We start from the raw sequence: 19,477 nt of genomic DNA, 5'->3' as shown, positions 1-19,477 counted from the left end.
GTTATCTTTGTTTATTCTTTGTTTTTCAGCTTGCAAATCCCCTGCGTCATGGTTCCCATGGGGCAGAAGGCACACCATGTACGGGGCTTGTAGAGCACCATGACGATGAGGCCGATGAGCAGCGAGGTCAGCATGAGGCTGTAAAAGCCGAAGCTGAATTGGGCTACCCAGTCTGTCACCGTTCCGGCGGTGTAGGCCCAGCCCCACGGCACACGGAAGGTCCAGAACAGCTTAATGGCCTCCCGCAGGGACGAAGTACCCGCAGCGACCAGATATGTCTGAAACACCATGTTGCCGAACATCGTCAGGAAAAAGATCAAAAAGCCATAACGGAACCACTTGGAGGACATCCAGCGGGGCGTGGGCTTGCAGCGGGAGCATTTAAGGTCTGTCCCTAGCTTGCTGAACAGTTGACCCCGTCCGCAGAGGTGGTTGCAAAAGTATTTGTTCCCACCAAAGATGGCTAAGAACAGCGGCAGAAGAAAATCGATCATGCCCAGCCACGCGAACAGGATATTGAAAAAGCCCAGTGCAAAATAGATGATTGCATATACCCACAGGTAATCGTACCAATGCTTTACTTTCATGCGTCAGCCCTCACTTTCACCTCAATGCAGCCGACGGGACAGATCTTTGCGCACTTGCCGCAGCCTACGCATCGTTCCGCCTCCACAGCGGCGTAGCAGCCGCGGCGCACCTTGACGGCCCCCAGTGGACAGGTATTTTCACACACGCCGCAGGCGACGCACCGCGTCTTATCTATGGCGGCCAGTTTCTTTGACAGCATAGCGTTCCTCCCTTAATCCTGCAAGGATTTGTAATAGAGCATACAGTGGCAGAATCCCTCGAAGCCCGGATCTGCAATTTGATCCTTAAACTCCTGGCACATACATTTGGTCGCCTCTGTGCTCTCCCTGCGGCAGGGGCAGTACCCGCCGGTGCGCTTGAGTCCTTCTCTGATGGTGCTGACAATCTCCTGATCGGAATTGAGCTTGATTTTCATGTTCGCCACCTCTTTCTTGTTGATTGATTGTGGCTTTATCATACCGCAGTACAAAGCATTTTTCTGTGACGAGGTTACGTTACGGCAAATTTTTATATAAGTGAGAAAGAGCCGTGAAGCGGTATCTTACATACTGCTTCACGGCTCTTTGTTTATAGGTTTTGTTGTGCTTCCTTACTCAGCCACAGAAAACTGGTCTTTGCCAACAAAACATAAGGGGCATTCAAAATCATCCGGAATATCTTCCCATTTTGTACCCGGTGCAATGCCGCCTTCCGGATAGCCATTTTCTTCGTCGTATTCCCAACCACACACATCGCATACATATTTCATAATGAAATTCTTCTTTCTTGTTTTTTATTTCGCACACAACATTAGCCCGACTTTATCGTCATCAGAAACAATAACGATTCCTATCTTACTCAAAGAATATCCACAGCTTCCGCTTGTTTTACTCTCTTTGTTTTCTTATTCCCTGAAATCATTTTATGACCCGTATATACTGCCATAACCATGCAGATCAAGGAACTAAGCGCAAGGTACTTATGCGTTGTTTTTGAGCCTTTATATCCAGTGCAAAAAGTTCCAAACATGGTAATTACCGCTCCGATTGACCAATATTTATGTGCTTTCATGACTTGTTTGCCTCCTGCCTGCAATACATGACATTCAGTTCTCTATGTTGGTTCTAAGATACCATGCGCGGAACGATCACGCTTTCCACAGACTGTGGAGGTTGCAGTAGGCGTAGACCGCCTCGACTTCGTCGCCCTCGCAGAGCGCAAAGCAGACCTCCGGCTTCTCGCCCGGGTGCAGTTCCTTGCGCTGGTTGCCCTGATTGGTGTGGAGGGACACCCACTCGATGTAGTGCTCCGGCAGCATGGGATGCTCTACGGAGCCGACCTTGACATGAACGATGCCGTTTTCCACAGTCCAGACAGGGACGTGCTTCTCCACGGCGGCGTCGGTGGTACCGGGGATGATCTCGCTCATCGGCTCACCGCAACAGATGACGGGAACGCCCGTGTCCTTGACCTTGGCAATGATGTTGCCGCAATGCTTGCAAATGTAAAACTTCTGCTCCATGATTCGTTCTCCTTTTCTCTTTAATAGTTTTCTGCGTGAATTTCAAAGTAGCTCTGGGGATGGTTGCAGGTCGGGCAGACCTCCGGTGCTTTCTCGCCGATCACGATATGCCCGCAGTTGCGGCACTCCCATACCTTGACCTCACTCTTGGCGAAGACCTCCGCCATCTCCACATTGTGCAGCAGGGCACGGTAGCGCTCCTCATGATGCTTTTCAATGGCGGCTACCAGGCGGAAACGCTGGGCCAGCTCATGGAAACCCTCCTCGTCGGCGGTTTTGGCAAAGCCGTCGTACATATCCGTCCACTCGTAGTTCTCGCCCTCAGCGGCGGAGAGAAGGTTTTCGGCGGTGTCGCCAATGCCGTTCAGCTCTTTGAACCACAGCTTGGCGTGTTCCTTCTCATTATCAGCGGTTTTGAGGAACAGCGCCGCGATCTGCTCGTAGCCTTCCTTCTTGGCCTTGGATGCAAAATAGGTGTATTTGTTGCGCGCCTCGGACTCACCGGCAAAGGCAGCCATCAGGTTTTTTTCGGTTTGAGTTCCTGCGTATTTCGTTTCTTTCATGGCGGATACTCCTTCCTGTTTTTCTGCTTTTATTGTAGCAAATCTATGATTTTCTTCTGTAACGAAGTCACATTTCTTTTTATTTTAGACGATTTAGTCTGTTCTTATCCCGCAGCGTGATTGCACCACGCTTCAGCTCCACCAGCCCGTCCTCCGAGAAGCTTTTGAGCATCCGTGCCACTGCCTCCCGTGCCGAGCTGATGTGCTGGGCGATCTGCTCATGGGTCATGCGTATCGTGTCGGAGCCGGTACGTTCCGCTTCGGCAAAGAGAAATTCTGCCAGCCGCTGATCCAATCCCTTGAACATAATCTGCTGCATCGCCCACATCACATCAGAAAACCGTTTCGTTGCCAGTTCATAAAGAAAACAGCGGACATGGAGATTTTTCTCCTTGAGTGCAGCAATGACATTTGCAGAGATAATCAGAATGTCCGTATCCATTCCGGCAGTCATTTGTGTATCAAAGGTGATCTGACTGATCACGCAGGAGGCGGAAAGCACGCATAGTTCGCCCGGATACAGGCGGAACAGCGTTACCTCCCGCCCCTCATCAGAGAGAAGATAGGTGCGGATCTCGCCGGAAAGAATAAACAGCATTCCGAGACATTCATTGTCGCTGCTGTGAACGAACGCACCCTTTTTATAATGACGGACAAAGGCACTTCGGCGTAGTGTGTCCATTTCGCGTTCGGTCAAGGATGACCAGAACGGAAGTTGTGTCAGTGTGCGTTCCATATCAATGGCAGCTATGCTTGCCGCAGCCGTGGTCACCGCAGGAGTGACCAGCCTCGCCGTGTTCATGGTCATGGTGGTCACAGTGAACATTGGGATCGTAGCCCAAACTTCCGTTGAGCAATGCGCTCACCGCCGCGTCAGCGTCCCCGCTGACACCGCCGTAGAGCTTGATGCCCGCTTCGGCGAGTGCTGCCTGCGCACCGCCGCCGATGCCTCCGCAAATCAAAGTGTCCACGCCGTTCTGCATCAGGAATCCTGCCAGTGCGCCGTGACCGCTGCCGTTGGTATCAACGACTTCCGCATGGACGATTTTGCCGTCCACAGATTCATAAAGCTTGAACTGCTCGGTGTGACCGAAATGCTGAAAGATCTGACCGTTGTCATAGGTAACTGCAATTTTCATAATGGAATCTCCTTTGCAAGTTTTGCCTGATTTTTCCATGTTGGCTCTCTGCATCCGGCAGCAACGGCCGCAGTGAGCTGCCTCCTGTCCTCCGCAGATGCGGTAGTTTCCCCCGGTGATGTGCAGCGGTTTCCCGTGGACAAGACACGCTACGATCTTGCTCCGTGCGCTTTCGTAAATCTCCTGCACGGTAGAGCGGGAAATCTCCATTTGAGCGGCACACTGCTCGTGGGTTTGCTGCTCCAAGTCAACCAGCCGAATGACCTCGTATTCGTCCAGCGTCAGCAGGATCGGCTCGGTATTCTCGCACCCGTTAGGACAGAATGTATCGACCTGTGGTACGCCACAAATTCGACGGCACCGTGGCGGTCTTGGCATGGGAGCTTTCCTCCCTTTGTATTCGGTATATTCCAATTATAGCACTTTGAGCAGAAAAAGCAATTTTTCAAAAGCTGCTACATTTTCCGTCCTCATATGTGTGCTGGCTGATATTCGGTGTCGAAGACTACGTGTGAGCCATGTTCGTATTGTCAGATTATCTACATTTGACAGAACTTCGCAGGGTATCCTCTTCCGAATAGTTCGCATTGATGTCCATCGGGTTGATATACTGCGCGCTGGAAGGGCTGATTTTAATGACCTGCCCCTAAAATTTCTTCACCAGTGCCGTGTACTCGGCTTCCGGATCGCACACAATTACATCGTCATCCGTCACCAGAAACGCATTGGCGATTTCTCGCTTGGCAGAGAAGGATTTACCGGAACCGGGAGTACCCAGAATCAGCCCGTTGGGGTTTTTGAGCTTTTTCCGGTCAACCATAATCAGGTTGTTGGACAGAGCATTCAGCCCATAGTACAGAGCCTCTTTCCCGGTCTGAAACAGTTCCTGGGTGGTAAACGGAACGAAAATTGCCGTGCTGCTGGTAGTCATGCTGCGCTGAATCTCAATCAGGTTCTGTGCCAGCGGCAGACAGCTCATCAGCCCCTGCTCCTGCTGAAAGTCCAGACGGCGCAGGTTGCAGTTGTACTTCTGCGCGATACTGGAAGCTTGAAACACATTGGTTTCCAGCTCCTGCTCCGTCTCGCCGGTATTCATCACCAGAAAGGTCAGCAGGAACATACGCTCATTCTGGCTCTGCAATTCCTTCAGCAGTGCCTTTGCGTCCCTGCCGTAAGTTGCCAAATCTGACGGAATGATGTCCATATCGTATCCGGAACGGACAGCTTTCTTCTGTTCCTCAATCTTGGAACGATCCAGCTCCGTAATGGTGTGCTTGATGGATTTGATTGCTTTGTTCTGGTCTACCGACTGAATGTGCATGGTCACAATCTGGCTGGATTCCATATCCAGAAAGTCCTTCAGCAGCTGATCCGACAGGTCGGAAGCCGTAATCTGGAGATAGGACATGGAACCATACATCCCACCCATCTGAAAAACACGGTTCTTCGGAAAGGCAAACCCGGTCGGGGCAATAAAGTCCTTTACCGACAGCCCGCTCTCCGGCAGCCACTTCCAATCGAAATTGAATCGGTCATGGTCACCCATGTGGAACATATCGTGCATCAGATGAAGCCGTTCCTTACCGTTCAGCAATTTTGCCCGGACACCCAAGCGTTTGAAGTTGTTCATCAGGTCGATCTCAATGTGATTGAGCCTCGGCTTTGCCTGTTTCATGGATTCTGCTTCAATGCCAAACGTCAGGTACTTCGTCTTGGTCAGGCCGTTGTTGCCCTGGGCAAGCTGGCGGCGCAGCATGGTGCTGTACTCCGTGCGCACCGGATTGAAATGATCCTTCTGGTACAGGATGCGCACCATCTTCTCAAAATTCGAGGCATCCGTAGCCATATTCATAAAAGAAAGCTCAAAGCGGATACTCAGAGAGCCGTTCCACCCGCATCTGATAATCTCCTGGGAACTCCTGCCGGAGCTTGCCGTATTCCGTGTCAGAGAGAAGGACATTTTCGTATGAGCCATACCGGTGCTGGATTTCCTTCTTCTCTCTTTTATTGATTGTTTCAGTACTTGTTCTATTAGTACTTAATTGCGCGGGATTTTCCGTAACCGGTGTGTCCGTATCCGGATTTACCGTATACGGCTTTTCCGTACACGGTGATTCCGAACACGGCTTTTTCCTTGGCATCTCATAGACCACATACTCCGCTCTGCCCATCCGACCGTTACTCTCACGCTGCTGGTTCCTTTCCAGATATCCAAGACGTTCCAGTTCTTTCAGAGCTGTAAGCACCCCATCTACGCCATCCGGTGTAATCGAAGATAATCCCCGTACCGAATAGTTCCATGTGTCCGGTAAACTAAGCAGCATAGAGAGAAGTCCTTTTCCTTTCAGGCTGAGACCCTGATCCCGCAGGTGGTAATTGCACATCGTTGTGTAATTGCTGTTTTTCTCAACCCTGAATACCGGCATGGTGCTCACCATCCTTTTTCGCAGGCTCCGTTTTTTTTCTTCGGACATTTGCGCGGACGATCTTCGCTGTCCTCCCGTCGATGGTATTTGCCGGTATCCTGCATCATGCGTTCAAATGCCTGAAGTCGTCCCTCTGTAAAAAGCGTCATTCGATCACACCCCATTTCTTAAACAACTTGAAGAGATGATTCTTTCCCTTGCAGGTCACTCTCGTCTGCTGCACCAGCTTTCCACTTCTGCCGTAGCAATCCCGGACAATAAAATAGCCCCTTGCAGATTTGTCTGCAAAAGGCATCAGCCAGCCGCTTGGACTGCGGTACAGATAGCGGTGATCCAGTAAGAGAGCCACTGCCGTCTTCTCCGGGATTCCGATTTCCTTACAGAAATTTCGGATGCAGGTGCAATCTTCCGGATTCACAAAGGTGTCGAAGTAGTCTGCCTTGGGCTGTGCCGCATCCAGCTGTTTGCGGATACCCTCAAGCTGCTCCCTCTCGGCTACAAGCTCCTGCGCCAGGGTGTAGATGACTTCCGGATGCTGAATCACCTGATCCAAAATGGAATCGCTCATATACACACCATGCTTGCGAATAGACGGGAGAACTTCATCAAACACCCAGTGTTCAAATCGTTCTGCCGATGGCAGCTTGCTGTGAACGATCAGCCGGTAAACATCGCCTTCTGTGATAAAGGAGATTTCAACAACCTGCTCTCCAACATCCCCATACTGATTCATCTTCTGCACGACCCCCTCGCGTTTCGTTAGGGGGCCTCTGCAATGGCGTTTCACAGCAGCGTAGGGATTCACATACCCCAACGCCTTCGCCACATCGCTTGCACAGAAGAAGGTCTTGCCTGCCTCCTGCAACACGCGGATCGAACCAAACTCCTGGTTCTCAAACACCTCCATCATCTGCCTCGACTTTCCGCCATGACTGCCCACATCGGTGTCATGGGTCTTCTGATTGAAATCCGTCATACCTGTTACCTCCTACTCAAATTTGTCTCGCCGGATTTCGGGCGAAAAAAATAGAGCCTCGACCCATTCTCGTTTGCAAAGAATGAGCCAAGGCTCTATGTAACAGGATACCTGATATTATTTTTTTGCAGAATTCGTCAGAACTCGCCAAACGAACCTGACACTGTTTTTCATTCCGTTTCAGCCAGATGTTTGCCGAAAATCTGTCAAGGATATGGGGCGAATTTCCCCTCCAAAATGGCCTTCTGTAAACCCATTTTCCCACCCATTAGGCTCAAAAATAGGCCGTAAACCCATGGTAAACCCATCAAAATGGACTAATTTGAAGTCAAATTTTCTCAAATTTCACCATCGGAATCAGGTGATTTCAGGCATAGAAAAAGCCCGGAAAATGCCATATTTCCGGGCTTTTTTAGCATTTTTAAGTTGTAGATTATCGCTTGCTGAACTGCGGAGCGCGACGAGCTGCTTTGAGACCGTACTTCTTACGCTCTTTCATTCTCGGGTCACGAGTTAAGAAGCCTGCTTTCTTCAGTACCGGACGGTAATCAGCGTCTGCCTGAAGAAGTGCTCTGGAGATACCGTGTCTTACAGCACCTGCCTGGCCTGTAAAACCACCACCACGTACGTTTACAAGTACATCGAACTTATCAACAGTCTCGGTTGCTACGAGCGGCTGACGTACAACTACCTTCAGGGTCTCAAGACCAAAGTACTCGTCGATGTCTCTTTTATTGATTGTAATCTTGCCGGTTCCCGGTACAAGGTATACTCTAGCGATAGATTTTTTTCTTCTGCCTGTTCCGTAAAATTTGTTAGCCATTATTGTTTCCTCCTTCCAGTGCCTTTAATTAAAACTTGATTTCTAAAACTTCCGGCTTCTGAGCTGCCTGCTCGTGCTCCGGACCTGCGTATACATGAAGTTTCGTAATCATGCTTCTTCCTAAAGGTCCCTTTGGAAGCATACCCTTAACTGCTAACTCAACAACCTTCTCCGGCTTCTTAGCCATCATTTCACGAAGGGTTGTCTCTCTCATACCACCTACATAATCAGAGTGATTGTAGTAGATCTTCTGATCCAGTTTCTTACCAGTTACTTTGATCTTCTCTGCGTTTACTACGATTACGTAATCGCCGCAATCCATGTGCGGGGTGAAGATCGGTTTGTTCTTACCTCTTAATACTTTTGCTACCTCAGATGCAAGACGACCTAATGTATATCCTGTAGCGTCAACTACATACCATTTTCTCTCGATTGTTGCTGGACTAGCCATAAAACTCTTCATTGGTTGACCTCCTGTTTTACTTCCTATAATTGAGATTAACTATATCATGAAATGCCTGCTCCGGGGCTTTGGTGCCGGCATATCCCGACTCACGTCATACTGACATATTATATTACACCGTCCCGGACGTGTCAAGCGGTTTTTCCTTGAAAATACAAGGTTTTTTCAACGATTTTCTCAAGGAATTTACAAGGTAAGTGCATTTCATCCCAAGCGTATGATATACGCATGAGATACACATGAAAAAGGAAGACTTCCTCCTCTCAGATTCCATCTTCCCTTTTCGCCGCTTTTTAGGTTGGTAATGAACTTTTTCTCTTTTCTCAAGAGAATTTATTTGAAGGAGACTGGGAAATCTCCGTCAAACCTTATTTTTCGATAAAACCGTTCCTGCAATGGAAGAACCGATTCTGCCTATTTCTGCTTCTTCGCTTCCAGATAATCATTCAGCTCCGTATTCAGGACATTGGTAATGAACATATGTCCCGGTGCGTGGGTAATGACTAACGGAAGTTTTGCATTTTCAATCGCTGCCTGAGGGGTAACGCCGCAAGCCCAGAATACCGGGATCTCACCCTCGCGGATCTCGACTGGATCGCCATAGTCTGGTTTGGAAATATCCTTGATACCGATCGCTGCCGGATCGCCGATCTGGACCGGACCGCCGTGTACGTTTGGATAACGGTCTGTGATCTCTTTGGCTTTCTGTGCGTTTTCTGGGGTCATGGGACGCATGCTGACAACCATCGGTCCCTTGAACACGCCGGCGCTCTCACACTGGATGTTAGTCTTGTACATGGAAACATTGCAGCCCTGCGCGATATGGCGCACTTCAATGCCGGCTTTCATAAGCGCCTCCTCAAAGGAGAAGCTGCAGCCAATCAGGAATGCAACCGAATCTTCTTTCCAATAAGAAGAAACATCTGTCACCTCATCGACTTTCACACCGTCGCGGTAAATGAAATATTTCGGGATGTCCGTCACGATGCTCGCGCCCTCGCCCATATCGTGGATATCCGGTGTGCCCTCTACGACTTCCAGGATTGGACACGGTTTCGGGTTCTTTCTTGCAAATTCTTTAAAATCATCCGCGTACTTCTTCGGCAGGATAACCAGATTTGCCTGTGCATATCCGGCACACATGCCAGCCGTCGGGCGGGTAATCTCGCCAGTCCGAATCAGTTTCCATACTTCCGGTGGTGTCATTTTGCTATAATCTGCCATATACGTTCCCTCCATATCTTTCAATACATCTGAGGTTTATCTGAATCTTTCAGTCTCTTCCTCTAATTCAACCATATATTCAGTTCCATCGATCACAACCCGGTAGGTTCCAATCGGATTCCAGTATCTCTTCGATTCACATCCAACCGCTACCTGAATCACCGCATCGAGTTCTCCGCACGGTTCCGGTACTTTTGCCAATTCTTCTTTGAGTGCCTTGAGTTTTTCCACCTGCTCAATGTAGAGCTTCTGTGCTTCCTCAACCGTTACTTTCTGGAAATGTACTTTATAACCCGGTCTGGACTGTGCAACCAGCGGAAGATCCACAGAGATAACGCCAGCAATCTTCGTATAACCGCCGGTGGTCTGATGATCCGCCATCATGATAATCGGTTGTCCGTGGGACGGCACCTGAATCGCACCAAAGGCGATACCGTCTGTGATAATATCGCCGCCATTTTTATGCTCGATGACCTCGCCCTCGAGACGGCAGCCCATACGGTCGGACTCATTCGTAAATGCATATGTGCTGCTTAAGAAAGTCTCTACACCTTTCTCGGTAAAGCAGTCATCCTGCGGTCCCATGACAACGCGGATGGTTTTCTCCGTCTGGGAGAAGTCCTCCGGCGTCACTTTTCTCTTTCTCATATTTGGAAGGGTCGTCTTCGGAGCGGCAAAACCAATCTCGTCCCCGCCACCGATCTTTCTTCCCTGATAACCGCCTACTTTCAGCTTTAAGTTGGTGGATTTGCTGCCCATCTGTACCGGGATATCCAGCCCGCCTGCTACTGCAATGTACACGCGGCTTCCACTTGTCATACCGGCAAAGTTCATGGAATCGCCCTTATGTACTAAAACTGCCTGATACATCGGAAGATCTTTTCCATTTACCTTTGGAACCAGATTGCCGCCGGTTACTGCGATAATATTGTCTTCTGTAAATTCCATCATCGGTCCCATCAGGGTTACTTCCAGAACCGCCTCGTTTTCATCATTTCCCACTAAAATATTCGCGATCGCTGCGGAACGCTGATCCATAACGCCTGATACAGACATACCGGACTCCTGATAGCCGGTGCGTCCCATGTCCTGTACGGTTGTGAGGAATCCGCCGCTTGCAAACTTAATGCCCATCTTTATACCTCCTTATCGTACACAACGTATTTGTAGGTTCCATCTTCGACTTCTTTTTCGATCTTTTTATACTCTTCCTCGGTTACTGCAGCAAACTTGATATACTGTCCCGCTTCCAGAAGCACTGGTTTCTCGCGGTCTGCATCATAGAGTTTTAACGGAGTCCGTCCAATTAACTGCCAGCCTCCCGGAGATGCTACCGGGTAGATACCGGTCTGCTCACCGGCAATACCGACGGAGCCGCCCTCAATCTTCACTCTCGGGCTCTTCAGACGCGGGGTTGCGATCTCTTTGCTCATGCCGCCCAGATATGGGAATCCAGCGATGAATCCAATCATGTAGATTAGATATTCTTCAGATGTATGAATCTTGATGACCTCTTCCACGGTCTTGTGATTGTGCTCCGCAACATTTTCAATATCCGGACCCATCTCTCCGCCGTAGAGAACCGGAATTTCGATAACGGTTGGCGGCGGGATCGGAATGCTGGATAAGGAACCCATCAATTTATCAAATTTTTCTGTGAGTGCCTTGAATCCGATCACTTCCGGATGATAATGTACTAATAAGGAGCGGTATGTCGGAACCGTCTCCACAATTCCCGGTATATCGCTTTTTTCAACCGCAATCTTGAATGCGCGGATTTTCTTGTTGATCTCCGGGCTGATTTCATTGCCAAACTCAACGCACACAGCGCTGTCGCCCGCTACAAGGTATCTTACCTCGCTCATATATACCTCCTGTCAGATAAACGAAGCCCCCGCCTGCCTGTTCTGCTTTTCTTCGAAAAACCTAAAAACTGCTTCCGACCCAACAAGCCAGTTACAGGGAAACGCCCGGCAGACCTGCTGCCATAAGCCAGCCATCTGCGTGCTCATCCAGCCAGTCCGCCGGGCGCCTGTCCGTTTAATCGTTTTTTATTATTTTACCACATTTTTTGCATTTTTTCATTCATTAACCAAAGATGGTAAGAATCTTCGGCAGAGCCTTGATTCCTGAGTAACCGGTCAGAAGAACAACGCATACACCAAGTACGATGAGTACGGTCGGATGTTTGTAATTTTCACCGACGATATCTTTCCTGCGGCTTGCCAGAAGAATGACAAGCAGTGTAATCGGAAGAATCAGTCCGTTTACGGAACCTGCCAGAACCAGAAGAGTTGCCGGCTGTCCAAGTAATGTCATGATAACGGTCGATACAGCGATGAAGCCGATAACGAACCATTTCTCATTCTCCATGATGAACGGATGCAGGGTCTTTAAGAAGGATACGGATGTATACGCTGCACCGATGATGGAGGTGATAGCTGCAAACAGGATAACCAGACCGAAGATCTTGTAACCGATGATGCCTGCGCCTGCCTTAAAAGCTGCTGCTGGCGGGCTTGCTACCCATGCTTCGCTTCCAACAACTTCCGGAGTTGCTGTAACAACGCCTAAAACTGCGAGGAACAGTAAAATTCTCATAACACCCGATACGCTGACGCCCATTAATACGGAGCGGCGAACGTGCGGAAGATCCTTGGTTCCGGAGAAACCTGCATCTAGAAGACGATGTGCACCGGAGAATGTGATGTAACCGCCGCAGCTTCCGCCAAGCAGGGTAATAATCGGGAATACCAGATTCGGGAATTCGTTCAGATGTCCAACGCTGCTGATTGCCTCAACAACCGGAGGTTTGGAACGGAATGCTACATAAAGTACGGTAACAATCATGATGCTTCCTAAGTATTTGGTCAGCTTATCCATGAAGTTTTTCGCATCCTTGGATAAGAAGATCAGGATACCGATGACACCGGCTACAACGGTTCCGACTTTCAGCGGAAAACCGAATACGATGTTAAAACCGGTTGCGGCGCCGCCGACGTTACCGATATTGAATACCAGACCGCCGAGAGACACAAGAAACGCAATGAAATATCCGAGTCCCGGAACAACTTTATTTGCGATATCCTGTCCACGCATACCGGACACACCGATGATGGACCAGATATTTAACTGGGTTGTAACATCCAGAAGAATGGTGCAGATGATTGCCAGTGCGAAAATAGAGCCATACTGACCGGTAAAGGTTGCAGTCTGTGTCAGGAAACCAGGTCCGATCGCGGACGTTGCCATCAGGAACGCGGCGCCAATCAGGGCTGTCGTGTTCGCATTACTTTTTTTCTTTTCTCCCATATTTTTCTTCTCCTTATATACGTATTAGCGGAACAGATTTTTAATCTCCACTCCCTCGGCTACCAGGGTCTCACGAATGTTCTTTACGAACTCCAGCGCTTTTGGGTTGTCTCCGTGTACACAGATGGAATCTGCCTTGATGGAAATGTCGTTTCCGTTGATGCTCTCAACTTTCCCTTCTTTTACCATTCTTACGACACGTTTGATTGCCAGGTCTTTATCTTTGATGACTGCTCCCGGAAGTTTTCTGGAAACCAGGGTTCCGTCATCGTTGTATGCACGGTCTGCGAACACCTCGCTCGCTGCCTGTAAACCAACCTCCTCGGCTGCCTTGATCATCTGGGATCCTGCCAGACCCATGAAGATGATATCTTTATCTACTTCATAGACTGCTTCACACATAGCTCTCGCCAGCTTCTCATCAACAGCTGCCATGTTGTAGAATGCACCGTGCGGTTTTACGTGCTGGATTTTTACGCCCTGGCTCTTAGTAAATGCGCTCAATGCGCCGAGCTGGTATTTCAGATATGCTTTCGCTTCTTCCGGAGTTACCACCATGTTTCTTCGACCGAAGCCCATCAGATCCGGAAATCCCGGATGTGCTCCTACTGCGGTTCCGTATTTCTTTGCCAGTGCGATGGTCTTATCCATAACCATCGGATCACCTGCATGCCATCCACAGGCTACGTTGGCGGAAGACACGTACTGAAGAATTTCTTCATCCATACCAATCGTATAGTTACCGAAGCTCTCACCTAAATCACTGTTTAAATCGACATAAAACATGGTTCATTCCTCCCTTTCTTAGCTCACACATCTCATTTTTGCGGCTTAACGTTTCTTCTGTCTGTTTTCAACAACCATCGGAAACTATTTTTAAGATGAGATGTTTTTTGTATGTTCCCCTTGTTTTTTTGCTTCTAATGATATTTTATCTGACTTTTATGTATTTTTCAATCATAATTTTAATATTTTTTAAAATAATTTAATTTATATACAAAAATCGTGCAAAAACGCACGTTTTAGGCGTGCGTTTTTGCACGATGTGATTTTTTGCACCTTTTTACCATTCATTCCTGCACCCGGTTTACCAGACAACCGTTTTCGTCCTTCCTCCTGATACAGTTTTTCTGCTTTTTCTACTTCTCCCCGTCTTCCCGCTCCATCTTCCGTTTCATTGAGAACCGGGTGACACCGAGCAGCGCCGCCGCCCGCGTCAGGTTATTGCCGGAAAGTTTCAACGCCTCCGACATATATCGTTTCTCCAGCGCCGCGACCTCCTGCTCGAGGTCGATCGGTCCTTTTTTCAGATCTTTCAGATAGATGCAGTCCCCGCTCTCCGGCCTTGCCTCCCGCTCGACCGGCGCCAGCTCCACGTGTTTTTCCAAGATATTTCCCTGGCTGAAGAGAAAACAGCGCTCAAAAATATTTTTAAGCTCCCTGACATTGCCCTTCCAGTCATACAAGAGCAGCTCCCGCATGAAATCCGGATCCACTTTTTCAATATTGCGGGCAAAGGCTTTATTATAATAGTCAAGGTAATAGTCACAGAGCACCGGGATATCCTCGCGCCGGTCACGAAGCGGCGGAATCTCGATCTGCATAACATTCAGCCGGTAGAACAGATCCTCCCGGAATTGCCCCGCCTTGATCGCCTCCTCGAGATTTCTGTTCGTCGCCGCAATGATCCGAACATCAACCGCCGTGTCCTCCAGCGCGCCGATCCGCTTAAATTTCCGGTCATCCAGGAAGGTCAGAAGTTTCGTCTGCATCGCCATCGGCAATTCGCCGATCTCGTCCAAAAAGACCGTACCGCCGTCCGCCAGCTCAATCAAGCCCTTTTTCGTCTTGAGCGCCCCCGCAAACGCGCCGCGCTCGTAGCCAAAGAGCTCGCTCTCCATCAGATTTTCCGGAATCGCACCGCAGTTAATGCGTACCATCAGGTTATCCTTGCGGGCGCTGTTCGCATGAATCTGCCGCGCCACAACTTCCTTGCCCGTTCCCGTCTCCCCGCGCAGGAGTACATTGACCGACAAATTTTCCCCAAGCACCTGAATAAGGTGCCGGATCCGGGCAGCTGCCTCACTGACACCTAAAAACTGCGGCACATCGCCTTTCAGGAAGACGAGTGAATCCCGGTTGCGCTTCTGCTCCAGACACCGCTTGATCAGCATATCGATCTCATCCACATCAAACGGCTTTAAAATATAATCATATGCACCGCGCTTCGTCGCCTCAACCGCCTGGGAGACGGAACCGTACGCCGTCATCATGATGACCTGCAGTTCCTCATCTGCATTTTTGAAATTGACAATCTCATCCATCCCGACACTGTTTTCGAGGAGATTGTCGAGAAGGAGCACACCCGGATGATATTTCCTGACAAACTCCAGCCCTTCCTCGACGGTTGCGGCTGAATAGGCGTCATATCCCCTGTCTTTCAGTCCTTCCTCCAGTGTATAGCGAATCAGAAATTCATCGTCCACAATCAAAATTCGATCCATGTGCATCCTCCTCCCTGTTTCATAACATTATACTCTAAATACTAAATTCGTGAAATACCTCATTAAATGGTCACACTATACCATTTTCCCCGGAAATTTTAAAACCACGTCTGTCCCTACCCCCGGCTTGCTCACGATCTCCATCGTTCCTCCATTTGACTCCACCAGGCGGCTCACGATTGAGAGCCCAAGCCCGGTTCCGTTGATGCTCTTTGTATAAAATGGTTCCAGCGCCTTGGAGACTTCTTCCTCCGTCATGCCTTTTCCGTTGTCCCGCACCGTCACAATCACTTCTTTCTCCTGCGCGGCTGCCATAAGCTTAATCTGTCCCTCGCGGTCCGGTACCAGCGCCCTCAGGCTGTTGCTGATCAGGTTGTGAATGATCTGGCGAAACTCATTTTCATTGAGACACGCCCTCAGTCCCTCTTCTGCCTCCACAAAAAGCGATGCGCGGCGGCTGTCCGGTCCTTTCGCATAGATCATTCCGATCTCCTTTAAAACACCGGTCACAGAAATCTCCGTTTTCGGTGATTCACGCCGGATTGACAAAGTCAGAAGGTTCATGATCAGCGCCGTGACACGGTCGATCTCATGGATCATGCTGTCACAGAGCATTTTATCGCCGTCCTTGACCGTCCTGCCCTTTAAAAGCTGAATGCCGGAGCGGATGCCCGCGATCGGGTTCTTGATCTCATGCGCCAGCGTCGCTGCCATCCGGCTGGTATATTCCATTTTCGTGTAATTATCCATGTTTTTGAGCAGCCCCTCAAAGGTAACCGCCAGCTGTCCGATCTCGTCGTGGCGGCTGACCGCCTCAAAACGGTATTTCTGATAACTGCCCTTGTTTTCCTCGATTTCCTTACAGGTATGGCTCATCCGGCGGATGGGGCGCGTGATACTGTGGGAAATGAAAATGCTTGCCTGGCAGATGAGAATCAGCGACGCGATCGCGCCGACTACCAAATAGCTCTGCTGCTCTAAGATGCGTTCCCCGAATATTCTCTCATCCATCCGGTACTCCAGCCGCCAGCCAAATGGATTGTCCCCCTTGCTGACTGCCAGTACCGATGTGTTTTCCCAACGGGTTCCAGCCGTGATCTCCTCACCGTCACGATCCAGAATCCGAATCCGCCCGCGCTCAAAATTCCGGTATTTTTCCGCGATCTCCTCCTCCGGCAGACGCTTTTCCAGAAAATGCAGATCGCGGTTTACATCCTCAAACAGCGTATCCGCCAGCTCCAGCTCGCTGTTTTTCTGCATCGTGTAGCCATTATAATAGGAAATCACGCTGAAACTTCCGATGACAAGGATTCCCACCAGAACAAAGGGAATCATGACCTCATTTTCAATCTGGAAAAACCAATTTGAAAGACGTTTCAGCCATTTATTCATCGCTCGTTTTCGCCTCCTTCTCGCTGTTGTCTGACAGCTTCATGTTTCCAAATGCCCGCCTTTAGCAAGCACGTTTTTTCCATATACTCTCCAGCACCGGGGCAAGGACAAAAACCAGGGTCGAACACAGCGTCACCGGAAATCCCCAGTAAACCGGCAGCTCGCGTGGCTGAAGCAGCACCGTCCCGGTTACCCCTGTCACAAATGCCGCCCATGCGCCCGTCCTCGTTGCCCGCTTATAATAAAGCGTGCCGTAGAGAAGTGGCGTCAGAATTGCTGAAAACAATCCCCAGATATCCGCGCCGAAAAACAGGCTGTTGGACGGTGGATTTAAGGAGAGCAGAAGCGCCAGCGTTCCGCCGAGAAAGATAAAGAGCTGCGTCAGCCCCAGGATACGGTCCTCTGTTTTCTTCCATTTTCCATACTGCGCCGCCACATCGTAGGACATCATCGAGCCAATCAGAAGCAGCTGCGAGTTCGCCGTCGACATGCACGCGCCGATCACGCTGATTAAGAAAAATCCGCTGAACCGCGATCGGAGCAAATAATTAATTGCGTAGACAAAAATATCGTCTGATCCGAAGTAATAGGACAGATAAGGAAACAGGATCCGAAGCCCCAGACCGATCTGGGTCAGGCAGAAATAAAAAAATGTCAAGAACACCAGCGAACAGATCAGGACTTTCCGCGCCGTCTCACGGCTCTTTGCCGCCACAATCCGGATCAGATACTGTGGGTTCGCTGCCAGCCCCATACCCCAGCCAAAAAACATCGTGAGGTACATGGTAAGGCTGTAATCTTTCATCAGATTTCCAAAACTGTCCGTCCCGCTGCCCGCCGCATTTCGACTAAACACCTCCGCGTTTGTCAGAAATCCGCTTCCCTCTATTCCTCCGACCACGACAAAATAGACAACCACTATACTGATCGTGAGCATGATAAGGTTGCCGCCATCCGTCTTGGTAACTGAATTGAATCCTCCAAAGGTAGAATACAGAATAAACAGATAAACCAAAAAAATTGCAACTTTATAATCAATATTTAAAAGCGTCGCCGCCGCAATTCCAAATCCCTTTATCTGGATCACCAGATAAAAAACGTAACCGCCCGAGAGCAGCAGCGCACAGCAGGTCCGCAGAAAGCGGGAATGGTAGCGCTCCCCGATAAACTGCGGGATCGTGAGCATGTCGCAGTCATAGATACGACCGCTGATGAGATACAGCAGCCCCGCGCCGATGAACCACGGGATAACCGTCACAGCGATCACGGAGGTTCCATTTTCAAAAACATTGCCCGTGTATCCCAGAATGGTCGCAGCGGACACCCAGGTCCCGACGAAGGTGGAAAACAGCCGCCAGAACCCGCATTTCCGTTCTCCGATAAAAAATTTCCCAATCGAATCGCTCTCACCGAACGATGATTTTCCTATGATCAGGATAATCAGCGAATAGACGCTGAAACAGACCAGATAATCAAATGTTCTACTCATACTCACTGATGTTCACCCTCGTAGACGGCTTCCAGCCAGCCTTCTTCCGTCTCCGGCTGCCGTCTCAGCCGGTAATATCCGCAGATGCTCCCCTCTTCTCCAAACGTATCCCGCACAAATACCTGTTTCGCACCATTTCGGTATGCCTGATGGATCACGCGACGCAGCACACCGTCAAGCTCTTCCGGCTCACAGCGCTCGATCGTGAGGTAGGCGAGCCCTTTCTCCGGGACATTTCTCTGATCGAGCACATAGTGCCAGTGCTTATTTTCGCCCTCCAGGTACGGTGCCAGCTCTTTTTCGTACTCCAGACTTACGAGCGTCAGCCCGCGTGCCGGGATCGTAGGACCTGCTGCCGCCCGGTTTTTCTCCTCCAGAATCTCCTCCATCTTCTCCGGCGGGTAAACGCCCATACCGATCTTAACCAGCGTCCCGGCGATGATGCGGACCATGTTGTAGAGAAAGCCGCTGCCGCTGATCCGGATGGTAATAAGGTCATTTACCTTGGTGATATCTAAGCTGTAGATGGTCCGCACCGTCTCCTCCGCCTGGGTCCGCACCGTACAAAAGCTCTTAAAATCGTGCTCGCCGATGAGATAGGATGCCGCTTTCTGCATTTTCTCTAAATCCAGATTGAAATAGCAGAAATAGCTGTATAAGCGCTGCAGCGGCATATCGATCTTGCGGTTCAAAATCTTGTATTCATAGGTTTTCACGCAGTTTGCCTTGCGTGGATGGAAGGTAAGCGGCACCTCCTCCGACGCCTGGATCCGCACATCGTCCGGCAGGCGCTGGTTGAGTGCAAAGCAGATCTTATCCCCCGGAATCCGGCTCTCGGTATCGAAAACTGCCACATTTCCCATCGCATGGACACCCGAATCCGTCCGGCTCGCCCCGATGACCTGGATATCCTCTTTTAAAAGAGAAGAAAGCGCCTTGTTTAACACTTCCTCGATCGTGACTCCGTTGGGCTGTAGCTGCCACCCGCAGTAGGCGGTTCCATCGTAGGAGACCACCAGTTTAATTCGTCTCATATATATTCCTCTATTTCTATATTTATCCTCAAAAATATATTTT

Annotated in this window: 23 protein-coding genes and 1 pseudogene; all 24 read right to left on the bottom strand. The window is 49.7% G+C overall.

All coding sequences use genetic code 11. The features are described from left to right. Positions 1 to 11: 11 nt before the first annotated feature. Positions 12 to 587 (bottom strand): 4Fe-4S binding protein, encoded by a 576-nt coding sequence (locus DWZ45_RS11100; protein WP_117796821.1) that lies wholly within the window; start codon positions 585 to 587, stop codon positions 12 to 14. Further along, positions 584 to 787 (bottom strand): 4Fe-4S binding protein, encoded by a 204-nt coding sequence (locus DWZ45_RS11095; RefSeq protein WP_107000759.1) that lies wholly within the window; start codon positions 785 to 787, stop codon positions 584 to 586. The genes DWZ45_RS11100 and DWZ45_RS11095 overlap by 4 nt, the downstream gene beginning before the upstream one ends. A 12-nt stretch (positions 788 to 799) precedes the next feature. Continuing rightward, complete coding sequence (locus DWZ45_RS11090; RefSeq protein WP_107001011.1) at positions 800 to 1,045, bottom strand: ferredoxin-thioredoxin reductase catalytic domain-containing protein; 246 nt, start codon at positions 1,043 to 1,045, stop codon at positions 800 to 802. Positions 1,046 to 1,177: 132 nt separating this feature from the next. Beyond that, entirely contained in the window at positions 1,178 to 1,336 is a 159-nt protein-coding gene (locus tag DWZ45_RS11085; RefSeq protein ID WP_107000760.1) for a rubredoxin, read from the bottom strand. Positions 1,337 to 1,425: 89 nt separating this feature from the next. Then, on the bottom strand, positions 1,426 to 1,638 hold the full coding sequence (locus tag DWZ45_RS11080; protein WP_107000761.1) for a DUF6219 family protein: 213 nt from the start codon (positions 1,636 to 1,638) through the stop codon (positions 1,426 to 1,428). 76 nt (positions 1,639 to 1,714) lie between these two features. Then, entirely contained in the window at positions 1,715 to 2,089 is a 375-nt protein-coding gene (locus DWZ45_RS11075) for a desulfoferrodoxin family protein (protein WP_107000762.1), read from the bottom strand. 20 nt (positions 2,090 to 2,109) lie between these two features. Then, positions 2,110 to 2,652, bottom strand: coding sequence for a rubrerythrin (rbr, locus tag DWZ45_RS11070; RefSeq protein ID WP_107000763.1), 543 nt, complete (start codon positions 2,650 to 2,652; stop codon positions 2,110 to 2,112). A gap of 79 nt (positions 2,653 to 2,731) precedes the next feature. After that, entirely contained in the window at positions 2,732 to 3,388 is a 657-nt protein-coding gene (locus tag DWZ45_RS11065; protein ID WP_107000764.1) for a Crp/Fnr family transcriptional regulator, read from the bottom strand. 1 nt (position 3,389) lies between these two features. Then, the gene (locus DWZ45_RS11060; protein ID WP_117796820.1) at positions 3,390 to 4,169 is read right to left on the bottom strand and encodes a DUF134 domain-containing protein; all 780 of its coding nucleotides are present in this window, start codon (positions 4,167 to 4,169) and stop codon (positions 3,390 to 3,392) included. A 187-nt stretch (positions 4,170 to 4,356) separates the two neighbouring features. Beyond that, positions 4,357 to 5,667, bottom strand: a pseudogene (locus DWZ45_RS11055) (DUF87 domain-containing protein); the annotation flags it as partial. After that, positions 5,654 to 6,175, bottom strand: coding sequence for a helix-turn-helix domain-containing protein (locus tag DWZ45_RS11050; RefSeq protein WP_270807914.1), 522 nt, complete (start codon positions 6,173 to 6,175; stop codon positions 5,654 to 5,656). The pseudogene DWZ45_RS11055 and the gene DWZ45_RS11050, both read right to left, overlap by 14 nt. 47 nt (positions 6,176 to 6,222) lie before the next feature. Then, the gene (locus DWZ45_RS14535) at positions 6,223 to 6,366 is read right to left on the bottom strand and encodes a hypothetical protein (protein WP_182426670.1); all 144 of its coding nucleotides are present in this window, start codon (positions 6,364 to 6,366) and stop codon (positions 6,223 to 6,225) included. After that, positions 6,363 to 7,193 carry a phage antirepressor KilAC domain-containing protein gene (locus tag DWZ45_RS11045; protein ID WP_118469095.1) on the bottom strand — a complete coding sequence of 277 codons (831 nt, stop codon included), beginning with the start codon at positions 7,191 to 7,193 and terminating at the stop codon, positions 6,363 to 6,365. Before DWZ45_RS11045 ends, DWZ45_RS14535 begins: the two co-directional genes overlap by 4 nt. Before the next feature lie 433 nt (positions 7,194 to 7,626). Next, entirely contained in the window at positions 7,627 to 8,016 is a 390-nt protein-coding gene (rpsI, locus tag DWZ45_RS11040) for a 30S ribosomal protein S9 (RefSeq protein WP_022358510.1), read from the bottom strand. A gap of 28 nt (positions 8,017 to 8,044) precedes the next feature. Continuing rightward, complete coding sequence (gene rplM, locus DWZ45_RS11035) at positions 8,045 to 8,479, bottom strand: 50S ribosomal protein L13 (protein ID WP_022358509.1); 435 nt, start codon at positions 8,477 to 8,479, stop codon at positions 8,045 to 8,047. A gap of 414 nt (positions 8,480 to 8,893) precedes the next feature. Next, a complete protein-coding gene (locus DWZ45_RS11030; RefSeq protein ID WP_022358508.1) occupies positions 8,894 to 9,703 on the bottom strand; it encodes a putative hydro-lyase in 810 nt (269 codons plus the stop codon). A 36-nt stretch (positions 9,704 to 9,739) separates the two neighbouring features. Then, positions 9,740 to 10,837 carry a biotin-dependent carboxyltransferase family protein gene (locus tag DWZ45_RS11025; protein WP_117796819.1) on the bottom strand — a complete coding sequence of 366 codons (1,098 nt, stop codon included), beginning with the start codon at positions 10,835 to 10,837 and terminating at the stop codon, positions 9,740 to 9,742. A gap of 2 nt (positions 10,838 to 10,839) precedes the next feature. After that, complete coding sequence (pxpB, locus tag DWZ45_RS11020) at positions 10,840 to 11,568, bottom strand: 5-oxoprolinase subunit PxpB (RefSeq protein WP_022358506.1); 729 nt, start codon at positions 11,566 to 11,568, stop codon at positions 10,840 to 10,842. Positions 11,569 to 11,791: 223 nt separating this feature from the next. After that, positions 11,792 to 13,015, bottom strand: coding sequence for an NRAMP family divalent metal transporter (locus DWZ45_RS11015; RefSeq protein WP_118469093.1), 1,224 nt, complete (start codon positions 13,013 to 13,015; stop codon positions 11,792 to 11,794). Positions 13,016 to 13,039: 24 nt separating this feature from the next. Further along, positions 13,040 to 13,801 carry a 5-oxoprolinase subunit PxpA gene (locus DWZ45_RS11010; RefSeq protein WP_022358636.1) on the bottom strand — a complete coding sequence of 254 codons (762 nt, stop codon included), beginning with the start codon at positions 13,799 to 13,801 and terminating at the stop codon, positions 13,040 to 13,042. Between the two features lie 353 nt (positions 13,802 to 14,154). Next, positions 14,155 to 15,519: a sigma-54 dependent transcriptional regulator gene (locus tag DWZ45_RS11005; RefSeq protein ID WP_107000771.1), complete on the bottom strand. Its 1,365-nt coding sequence runs from the start codon at positions 15,517 to 15,519 to the stop codon at positions 14,155 to 14,157. 75 nt (positions 15,520 to 15,594) lie between these two features. Continuing rightward, positions 15,595 to 16,911 (bottom strand): HAMP domain-containing sensor histidine kinase, encoded by a 1,317-nt coding sequence (locus tag DWZ45_RS11000; RefSeq protein ID WP_117796482.1) that lies wholly within the window; start codon positions 16,909 to 16,911, stop codon positions 15,595 to 15,597. Between the two features lie 61 nt (positions 16,912 to 16,972). After that, positions 16,973 to 18,400, bottom strand: a complete 1,428-nt coding sequence (locus DWZ45_RS10995; RefSeq protein ID WP_118293461.1) for a sodium:solute symporter family protein — start codon at positions 18,398 to 18,400, stop codon at positions 16,973 to 16,975. A 2-nt stretch (positions 18,401 to 18,402) separates the two neighbouring features. Then, entirely contained in the window at positions 18,403 to 19,434 is a 1,032-nt protein-coding gene (gene truA / locus DWZ45_RS10990; protein WP_118469091.1) for a tRNA pseudouridine(38-40) synthase TruA, read from the bottom strand. Between the last annotated feature and the right edge of the window lie 43 nt (positions 19,435 to 19,477).

Source organism: Clostridium sp. AF32-7AC, assembly GCF_003477925.1.
GTDB lineage: Bacteria > Bacillota > Clostridia > Lachnospirales > Lachnospiraceae > Otoolea > Otoolea fessa.
The sequence above is the reverse complement of the archived record's forward strand: the minus strand, read 5'-3'. Positions and strand labels throughout refer to the sequence as shown.